The following is an 8,947-nucleotide window of genomic DNA, read 5'->3' as shown; positions in this document are numbered from 1 at the left end:
GCCGACCGGCTCATCCTCGATCCGGGGATGGGATTTTTCTTGAGCCCCGCACCGGAAACATCGCTGCACGTGCTGTCGAACCTTCAAAAGCTGAAGTCGGCGTTGGGGCTTCCGCTATTGGTCTCGGTGTCGCGGAAATCCTTCTTGGGCGCCACCGTTGGCCTTCCTGTAAAGGATCTGGGTCCAGCGAGCCTTGCGGCGGAACTTCACGCGATCGGCAATGGCGCTGACTACGTCCGCACCCACGCGCCTGGAGATCTGCGAAGCGCAATCACCTTCTCGGAAACCCTCGCGAAATTTCGCAGTCGCGACGCCAGAGACCGAGGGTTAGATCATGCCTAGCATTCACCTTCCGGCCGCCCGCTAGCGGACCCTGGTCAGGTTCCGCGAAGGTGGGCGCAGACATGCTGGGCTCGTCAGGATCAAACTGCACTATGAGGCGGCGGTTCATACCGCGCCAGGGGAGCGAATGGACAGCGAGGAGCCTCCGAACGTTCGGGTCGCCTGCTCGGGTGATATCGACGAGGTTGTGCGGCTGATGCACGACGCTGCGGCGTGGATGTCCGCCAAGGGAACGCCCGCCTGGGACGTCGCGCGGATCGACCGGACATTCGCGGAGACCTTCGTCCTGAGATCCGAGCTCCTAGTCGCGAGTTGCAGCGACGGCATCGTCGGCTGTTGCACCTTGTCGGCCGAGGATCCCGAGTTCTGGCCCGACGCCCTCAAGGGGGAGGCCGCATATCTGCACAAGCTCGCGGTGCGACGGACACATGCGGGCCGGGGTGTCAGCTCCGCGCTGATCGAGGCTTGCCGCCATGCCGCGCGAACGCAGGGGTGCGCCAAGCTGCGGCTCGACTGCCACCCGAACCTGCGTGGCCTATACGAGCGGCTCGGATTCACCCACGTCGACACTTTCAATCCCGGCTGGGATCCAACCTTCATCGCAGAACGCCTAGAACTCGAAATCTAACGTCCGTTCGGGCATCGAGGTCCATGTCGGGGTGGGACGGGCCCGTGGCTTCAAGATCACTTGCAGTCCGACCGCGATGTCTTGGTTGCGCGAGAGGTTGTCGATATCCTCCACTTCCATCATCAACCCTGGATAATGCCGCCGCCGTCATCGCCGCCGACGCCCGTGCCGGGCTTTTCGGGGTCGTTTGCGGGAGNAATGCCGCCGCCGTCATCGCCGCCGACGCCCGTGCCGGGCTTTTCGGGGTCGTTTGCGGGAGGGGGCGGAATCCTACGCTAAGGCTTTGGCCAGCGATATTCTCCGGTGAGATTGATGTGTTCCCATCCGAGCGGCGAAACATGGGCCAAGAGATCGGGCGATAGCAGCTTTCCATCGCGTTTCTGGTTTGCAACGACCTCGCCGAGCTTCATGGTGTTCCAGAAGATGATGATGGCGGCGAGCAGATTCATGCCGGCGATGCGGTAATGCTGGCCTTCGGCGGAACGGTCGCGGATTTCACCGCGGCGGTGGAAGCTGATTGCCCGCTTCAGCGCATGATGAGCTTCGCCTTTGTTGAGCCCGATCTGGGCACGCCGTTGGAGTTCGGCATCCAGAATCCAGTCGATCATGAACAGGGTGCGCTCGACGCGACCGACTTCCCGCAGGGCTGTCGCGAGCTCGTTCTACCGCGGATAGGAGGCGAGTTTCCGCAGAATCTGGCTTGGCGCGACGGTCCCGGCAGCAATGGTGGCGGCGATGCGCAGGGTGTCGGGCCAATTGCGCTCGATCATGGCTTGGTTGACCTTTCCGCCGATCAACGCTCGCAGGTGCGCCGGGGCGGCCGACGGATTGAACGCGTAGAGCCGTTTGGATGGCAGGTCGCGGATGCGCGGAGCGAACCGGTAGCCGAGAATGGCACATGCGGCAAAGACGTGATCGGTGAAGCCGCCCGTGTCGGTGAACTGCTCGCGGATATGGCGTCCAGCATCGTTCATCAGCAGGCCATCGAGGATGTAAGGCGCTTCGCTTGCCGTTGCAGGAATCACCTGGGTTGCGAACGGCGCATATTGGTCGGAGACGTGGCTATAGGCTTTCAGGCCCGGGGTATTGCCATATTTCGCGTTGACCAGGTTCATGGCCTCACCTTGCTCTGTAGCGACGAAGAACTGTCCGTCGCTCGAAGCCGACGTGCCCATGCCCCAGAACCGGGCCATGGGTAACGCTGCCTGTGCCTCGACCACCATGGCCAGCGCCCGGTCATAGGCTTCGCCCTCGACATGCCACCGTCCAATGCGGATCAATTCCCAGAAGGTGTGGGTGTTTGTCGCATCCGCCATTTTGCGCAAGCCGAGGTTGATCCCTTCCGCCAAGATAACGTTCATTAGCCCGATCCGGTCAGCGCAGGGTGCTCCTGTGCGCAGATGGGTGAACGCTTCGGTGAAGCCGGTCGCCGCATCCACCTCCAGCAGGAGATCGGTGATGCGCGTGGGCGGGATCTGCTTGTAGAGATCGAGCACCAGATCTTCGGCGCCTGTCGGCGCGGCGGCTTCGAGTTTCTCGATATGCAGAACGCCGTTTTCAATCGACCCGCCCGGGATCGTGCCTGCGCGAGCGGCACGGCCAAGCTCGCGCAACCGCATGTCGAGGCGAGCTTGCCGGTCTGCCAGCCATTCCTCCGGCCGCAATGGCACAGCGAGACGACCGCCTTCCGCGATGGCTTGTGCCGGAACGAGTGCGTGTTTCAGATCGCCATAGCGCCGGGACCTAGTAAGCCAGACATCTCCGGAGCGGAACGCATCGCGCAGATGGAACAGCACCGCGATCTCCCATAGGCGAGCGTCGCCAGCCCTCTGGGCCCGAAGGTGGCGATGCCATTTCGAGCTGGGCCGCAAGAAGCTGGTCATCGCGGCATCGTTCAAACCGGTACGAAGGGCCGTCACCGCTTCCAGAAGCGGCAGTGCAACGGGCGCAGCTCGCAGATCGAGCAGGCGCAACATGCGTGGAGCGTATCGGCGGAAGCGGTGATAACCGTCGAGCACATGGTTGAGCGGATCGTCGGCCATGGTGGCGGTGAGCCTGGTTGCCATTGCAACAAGGGTTTTGAAGCCGTCCCACCCTGATCCGCTCGCGATGACGTCGCCCAGCGGCTGGCCATCATCCTGTGCATCGACCAGGGCGCCCCCGATCTCGGCGAAGGATTTCAGGGTGTCACGCACCACCCCCGCTTCGTCTGCGACCTTTGCATGGCAAATACGCTCCGAAGCACGGTAGAGACGGCCGACGATCCGGTCGTGGGTTTCGACCACTGCGTCGGCCAACATCGCCTGCCATTCCGAGACGCAAACAGCCAAGATCGCAAGCCGCCTGTCCTCCGGGAGATCGCGCATGCCGTCGGCATAATACCGTTCACCCTGCCTGCGCAGACGAGTCACCCGATGGGCAGGAACGCCGGCAAGCAGATCCTCGGGGAGATCGACGCGTTGCAGATATTCGAGCCGGTCGAGCAGCCGGTTGGCCGACGAAGAGTTCGAGCCAGGCTCGAACTGGCGCAGCCACACAAAACGGGTCACCCGATCATCAGCCGTCTCCTCGAGCAATGCCAGCAACTGTTCTCGGATCGACATAGGCAGACGAATGGCGATCCTCGTCTCGATGCGTCGCTCGGCATCGACGAGAGCCGCGGCACAAAGCCGCTCGATCGTGGATGTCGCGGGAAGGACAGTGCGGGTGCGTCGGCACTCGGCTACGAAGCGACGGGCGATATCCTCGTTCGACACCGCCATCTCGGCTTCTCGGAACAACCATTCCTTCAGCTCGCTCGCACCACGTCCGGAGAAGGTGCGGAAGCCGTAGAGCCCCCGTAACTCGGCAAGATGCTCGTGCCGTGTTTCCTCGCGGGCAGCATAGTCTACGAGATCGTCGGCACCCAGGCCAAGCTGCGCTCCGATAAATTCGATGACCTCTGCAGGGATCAGTTCGCCTGGAGCCAGCACCCGGCCGGGATAGCGCAGGACACACAATTGCAGGGCGAAGCCGAACCTGTTGTGAGCGCGCCGACGCAGCCTGATATGCCCAAGGTCTTCATCACTCAGCGTATAGTGCTTGAGCAAATCCGTCTGTGAAGTCGGCAAGCGCAACAGCGCGTCTTTCTGCCGATCGGTTAGAGTGACGCGACGCGGCATACATGTTCCTTTTTCAAAATCTGATAGCGTTCAAGACGCTTTGTTTATGAAGCTGGTTGAGATACATTTCCAGAGGTCAATGCAATCGTGGCCGAAGCGCCGCCTCAAACCAACGTTTGTGATACATGCTGATCGGATATGCCCGCGTCTCCAAAGCCGATGGCTCGCAGTCTCTCGACCTGCAGCACGACACCTTGCGCGCCGCAGGTGTCGAACGGGACAATATCTATGATGATCTTGCTTCCGGCGGTCGTGATGATCGCCCTGGCTTGACTGCCTGCCTCAAGTCATTGCGTGACGGCGATGTGCTGGTGGTCTGGAAGCTCGATCGCCTCGGACGATCGCTTGCCCATCTGGTCAACACGGTGAAGGAGCTGTCAGACCGCAAGATCGGCCTGCGGGTTCTGACTGGAAAGGGCGCTCAGATCGACACCACGACTGCGTCCGGTCGCATGGTGTTCGGAATCTTCGCCACCTTGGCCGAGTTCGAGCGGGATCTGATCCGAGAGCGCACCATGGCGGGTCTCGCCTCCGCGAGAGCGCGCGGTCGCAAGGGCGGACGAAAATTCGCGCTCACCAAAGCTCAGGTGCGTCTCGCGCAAGCCGCCATGGCCCAGCGCGATACTTCAGTTTCCGATCTCTGCAAGGAACTCGGCATCGAGCGCGTCACTCTCTACCGATATGTCGGTCCCAAAGGCGAGCTCAGAGACCATGGAAAGCATGTTCTCGGACTTACGTCGCAACTCGTTTCTTTTCGCAAGTTGAGCCACCTCCGCGCTTCATCAGAAAACTGAAGGAACCTCCATTGAATCGAACTAATATTTTTTTTGGTGAATCGCATTCTGACTGGTTGCCTGTCAGAGGCGGAGAATCTGGTGATTTTGTTTTTCGACGTGGTGACGGGCATGCCTTCGCGAAAATCGCACCTGCTTCCCGCCGCGGTGAGCTCGCTGGAGAGCGTGACCGCCTCATTTGGCTCAAAGGTCGAGGTGTGGCTTGCCCCGAGGTCATCAACTGGCAGGAGGAACAGGAGGGTGCATGCTTGGTGATAACGGCAATTCCGGGAGTACCGGCGGCTGATCTGTCTGGAGCGGATTTGCTCAAAGCGTGGCCGTCAATGGGGCAGCAACTTGGCGCTGTTCACAGCCTATCGGTTGATCAATGTCCGTTTGAGCGCAGGCTGTCGCGAATGTTCGGACGCGCCGTTGATGTGGTGTCCCGCAATGCCGTCAATCCCGACTTCTTACCGGACGAGGACAAGAGTACGCCGCAGCTCGATCTTTTGGCTCGTGTCGAACGAGAGCTACCGGTGCGGCTCGACCAAGAGCGCACCGATATGGTTGTTTGCCATGGTGATCCCTGCATGCCGAACTTCATGGTGGACCCTAAAACTCTTCAATGCACGGGTCTGATCGACCTTGGGCGGCTCGGAACAGCAGATCGCTATGCCGATTTGGCACTCATGATTGCTAACGCCGAAGAGAACTGGGCAGCGCCAGATGAAGCAGAGCGCGCCTTCGCTGTCCTATTCAATGTATTGGGGATCGAAGCCCCCGACCGCGAACGCCTTGCCTTCTATCTGCGATTGGACCCTCTGACTTGGGGTTGATGTTCATGCCGCCTGTTTTTCCTGCTCATTGGCACGTTTCGCAACCTGTTCTCATTGCGGACACCTTTTCCAGCCTCGTTTGGAAAGTTTCATTGCCAGACGGGACTCCTGCAATCGTCAAGGGATTGAAACCTATAGAAGACATTGCTGATGAACTGCGCGGGGCCGACTATCTGGTATGGCGCAATGGGAGGGGAGCAGTCCGGTTGCTCGGTCGTGAGAACAATCTGATGTTGCTCGAATATGCCGGGGAGCGAATGCTCTCTCACATCGTTGCCGAGCACGGCGACTACCAGGCGACCGAAATTGCAGCGGAACTAATGGCGAAGCTGTATGCCGCATCTGAGGAACCCCTGCCTTCTGCCCTTCTCCCGATCCGGGATCGCTTTGCAGCTTTGTTTCAGCGGGCGCGCGATGATCAAAACGCAGGTTGTCAAACTGACTACGTCCACGCGGCGATTATAGCCGATCAAATGATGAGCAATGCCTCGGAACTGCGTGGGCTACATGGCGATCTGCATCATGAAAACATCATGTTCTCCAGTCGCGGCTGGCTGGTGATAGATCCCGTCGGTCTGGTCGGTGAAGTGGGCTTTGGCGCCGCCAATATGTTCTACGATCCGGCTGACAGAGACGACCTTTGTCTCGATCCTAGACGCATTGCACAGATGGCGGACGCATTCTCTCGTGCGCTGGACGTCGATCCGCGTCGCCTGCTCGACCAGGCGTACGCTTATGGGTGCCTTTCCGCAGCTTGGAACGCGGATGGAGAAGAGGAGCAACGCGATCTAGCTATCGCGGCCGCGATCAAGCAGGTGCGACAGACGTCATACTAGATATCAAGCGACTTCTCCTATCCCCTGGGAACACATCAATCTCACCGGAGAATATCGCTGGCCAAAGCCTTAGCGTAGGATTCCGCCCCTTCCCGCAAACGACCCCAGATACCCACGCCGTCATGCACCAGGACTTTCATGCGGTTGGCGCGGCGATTTGCGAAGAGATAGGCACAGTGCGGCTTCGCCGCACCGAACACCGCAATCACACGGGCCAACGCGGTTTCAGTGCCCGCGCGCATATCCATGGGTTCGGTGGCGAGCCAGATACTATCGATACGGATCACTGGGCGAGCCCCCGGACAAAGCGGGCGCATCCTTCAGGATCGGAAGCTGGCCATTTCACTGTGATCGATTGCTCGCCCAGCGGTAGCTCGATAATCACAGCTGGTTCAACTGGTCGTTTTGGCGTAACTCTCGCAGGAACGAACGCCGGCAACGCCGCTGGCAGTTGATCTCGATAAAGCGGTAGCCACTTGCGAATGACGTTGGCATTGATGCCGTGGCGGATGGCAACGCTGGAAACGGTCGCACCGGGTTGCAGGCACTCCTGAACAACCTGGGCCTTGAACGGTTTGGGGTAAGAGCTTCGTTGGCGCATGGAAATCCCGGCGATAAGGGCTATCGCGTCCGCTTAAAAATACGCGGACACCATCGCCCTTAATGCTGGAGTTCGGAAGGTGAGTTGGCCGGACGCTTACATCTCTTGGCCGATAGCTGGTCCGCTTTCGGCCAGAAGCAGTCAGTCAATCATGCGTTACAGTGATTTTTTGCAGCTCTTTATAGAGCCGTTAGCTGCTGCCACCAATAATCCATAGGGCTGCCAGTCGTCAGACAGTCTTATTCTCGATCAGGCGATTGCCCCGTCGATGACCAGTAGCTCACCGGTGATGGAGCCAGAGTCCGGTCTTCGGATGCAGGACTCCTGGCTTTGCTCACTCAGCGCCGATCCCGGCCATCGGTTCAGTTTGGCCCCAGCCACCGCCCAGAGACCTGAACAGGTCAACCAGCGCAATCTGCCGTTCCGTGCTGATTTGAATTAGTGTGGTCTGGTTGCTAAAGGTGCTGCGCTGGGCGTCAAGATAACGCAGGTAGTCGTCCACACCGCCTTCATAACGGGCCTGGGCCAGCTTGAGCGCCTGTTCGCTGCTGTCGGCGAGCGCCCGCCGAGCCCCCTCTTCGCGGCGCAGGGTGTCAGTGGCGGCCAGGGCATCGGCGACTTCGCGGAAGGCGGTCTGGATGGTGCCTTCGTAGTCGACCACCGCCGCGTCCTGGCGCACTTCAGCGAGGTCCAGGTTGGCGCGGTTGCGGCCACCGGCGAAGATCGGCAGCGACAGCGTCGGGGCAAAGCTCCAGGCCCGCGAGCCGCCATCGAACAACCCGGACAACTCGGCACTGGAGCTGCCCACCGAACCGGTCAGGCTGATCCGGGGAAAGAACGCGGCGCGAGCTGCACCGATATCGGCATTGCGCGCCTTGAGGCGGTGCTCGCTGGCGAGAATGTCCGGGCGCCGTTCGATCAGTTCCGAGCTGGTGCCGGGGGCGATGTCCTGCAGCACCATCAGGTCGTCGCGGGGCGTCGCGGGCAGCAGGCGAGTGGCATCTGGCGTGCCGAGCAACAGGACCAGGGCGTTGTCCGCCTGGCGTAGCTGGCGTTCGGTGCTCTCGCGCTCGGCCCTCGCCTGTTCGGCAAGGCCGACCGCTTCCTGGTAATCCAGGGCGGTGGCGGCCCCCGCTGCACGGCGCTGGCTGACCAGCTCCAGCGAGGCCAGGCGGCTGTCCAGGGTTTGTTCGACCAGGGCCATGCGGCGTAGCGCACCATCGCGGGTCAGGTAGGCCTGGATGACCTCGGCAACCAGGCTGATCTGCGTGGCACGGGTCGCCTCCTCGGTCGCCAGGTAGGTCTCCAGCGCGGCCTCGGAGAGGCTGCGCACGCGGCCGAACAGGTCGACTTCGTACTCCGCGAGGCCGAGGCCGACCTGATAGTTGCTGGTCACTTCCGAGCGCCCGGTCTGCGACAGATCGGCAGGCAGGCGCTGGCGGTTGCCGCTGGCATTGGCGTTGATCGAAGGCAGGCGATCAGCACGCTGGATGCGGTACTGGGCACGCGCAGCTTCGATATCCAGCAGCGCCTGGCGCAGGCTGCGGTTGTTGCTCAGCGCCGTATCCACCGCGCGGCGCAGGTCGGCATCGACGATGAAGGTCTGCCAGTCCAGCGCCTGGGCACGGGTGCCCTCCGCGTCGGCGGCTTGCCAGTGCGACGCGACCGGTGCCTGCGGGCGCTCGTAGGTCGGGGCCAGCGAACAACCCGCCAGGGCGGCGATGGCCAGGGGCAGCAGAGCGCGACGGAGCATGAAGTGAGAGGTCATCG

At 61.3% G+C, this 8,947-nt stretch carries 8 protein-coding genes and 1 pseudogene; 5 read left to right on the top strand and 4 right to left on the bottom strand.

From position 1 onward, the window contains the following. Positions 1–342 (top strand): dihydropteroate synthase (locus tag EA795_RS19715; protein ID WP_072098388.1); only part of this gene is annotated, 342 nt, incomplete at its 5' end. 127 nt (positions 343–469) lie between these two features. Beyond that, positions 470–970 (top strand): GNAT family N-acetyltransferase, encoded by a 501-nt coding sequence (locus EA795_RS19705; RefSeq protein WP_000376623.1) that lies wholly within the window; start codon positions 470–472, stop codon positions 968–970. 275 nt (positions 971–1,245) lie between these two features. Here EA795_RS19705 and EA795_RS19700 read toward each other — a convergent pair. Beyond that, a pseudogene (locus EA795_RS19700) lies at positions 1,246–4,131 on the bottom strand (Tn3 family transposase). Positions 4,132–4,256: 125 nt separating this feature from the next. On the opposite strand from EA795_RS19700, the gene EA795_RS19695 reads away from it, so the two are divergent. Genes EA795_RS19695 through EA795_RS19685 form a run of 3 tightly spaced genes read left to right on the top strand, consistent with a single transcriptional unit; the run spans position 4,257 to position 6,576 of the window. Continuing rightward, positions 4,257–4,925, top strand: coding sequence for a recombinase family protein (locus tag EA795_RS19695; protein ID WP_023434504.1), 669 nt, complete (start codon positions 4,257–4,259; stop codon positions 4,923–4,925). An 11-nt stretch (positions 4,926–4,936) separates the two neighbouring features. Then, positions 4,937–5,740 carry an aminoglycoside O-phosphotransferase APH(3'')-Ib gene (gene aph(3'')-Ib / locus EA795_RS19690; RefSeq protein ID WP_001082319.1) on the top strand — a complete coding sequence of 268 codons (804 nt, stop codon included), beginning with the start codon at positions 4,937–4,939 and terminating at the stop codon, positions 5,738–5,740. Continuing rightward, on the top strand, positions 5,740–6,576 hold the full coding sequence (locus tag EA795_RS19685) for an aminoglycoside O-phosphotransferase APH(6)-Id (protein WP_000480968.1): 837 nt from the start codon (positions 5,740–5,742) through the stop codon (positions 6,574–6,576). Before aph(3'')-Ib ends, EA795_RS19685 begins: the two co-directional genes overlap by 1 nt. A 41-nt stretch (positions 6,577–6,617) precedes the next feature. Here EA795_RS19685 and tnpB read toward each other — a convergent pair whose 3' ends face one another. The 3 genes from tnpB to toprJ form a co-directional block, all read right to left on the bottom strand. Next, positions 6,618–6,863: an IS66 family insertion sequence element accessory protein TnpB gene (gene tnpB, locus EA795_RS19675; RefSeq protein ID WP_147456323.1), complete on the bottom strand. Its 246-nt coding sequence runs from the start codon at positions 6,861–6,863 to the stop codon at positions 6,618–6,620. Continuing rightward, positions 6,860–7,177: an IS66-like element accessory protein TnpA gene (gene tnpA / locus EA795_RS19670; protein ID WP_003282986.1), complete on the bottom strand. Its 318-nt coding sequence runs from the start codon at positions 7,175–7,177 to the stop codon at positions 6,860–6,862. The genes tnpB and tnpA overlap by 4 nt, the downstream gene beginning before the upstream one ends. Positions 7,178–7,511: 334 nt before the next feature. Then, entirely contained in the window at positions 7,512–8,945 is a 1,434-nt protein-coding gene (toprJ, locus tag EA795_RS19665) for a multidrug efflux transporter outer membrane subunit TOprJ (protein WP_090519106.1), read from the bottom strand. Positions 8,946–8,947: the final 2 nt, after the last annotated feature.

The organism is Stutzerimonas nitrititolerans, from assembly GCF_003696285.1.
In the GTDB taxonomy this organism is placed as follows: Bacteria; Pseudomonadota; Gammaproteobacteria; order Pseudomonadales; family Pseudomonadaceae; genus Stutzerimonas; species Stutzerimonas nitrititolerans.
This window is presented reverse-complemented; position numbering and strand designations above follow the sequence as displayed.

Excerpts from the sequence above, each read along its gene's own strand:
- EA795_RS19705 (WP_000376623.1), top strand. The coding sequence starts at position 470 with ATGGACAGCGAGGAGCCTCCGAACGTTCGGGTCGCCTGCTCGGGTGAT.
- EA795_RS19695 (WP_023434504.1), top strand. The coding sequence starts at position 4,257 with ATGCTGATCGGATATGCCCGCGTCTCCAAAGCCGATGGCTCGCAGTCT.
- EA795_RS19685 (WP_000480968.1), top strand. The coding sequence starts at position 5,740 with ATGTTCATGCCGCCTGTTTTTCCTGCTCATTGGCACGTTTCGCAACCT.
- tnpA (WP_003282986.1), bottom strand. The coding sequence starts at position 7,177 with ATGCGCCAACGAAGCTCTTACCCCAAACCGTTCAAGGCCCAGGTTGTT.
- toprJ (WP_090519106.1), bottom strand. The coding sequence starts at position 8,945 with ATGACCTCTCACTTCATGCTCCGTCGCGCTCTGCTGCCCCTGGCCATC.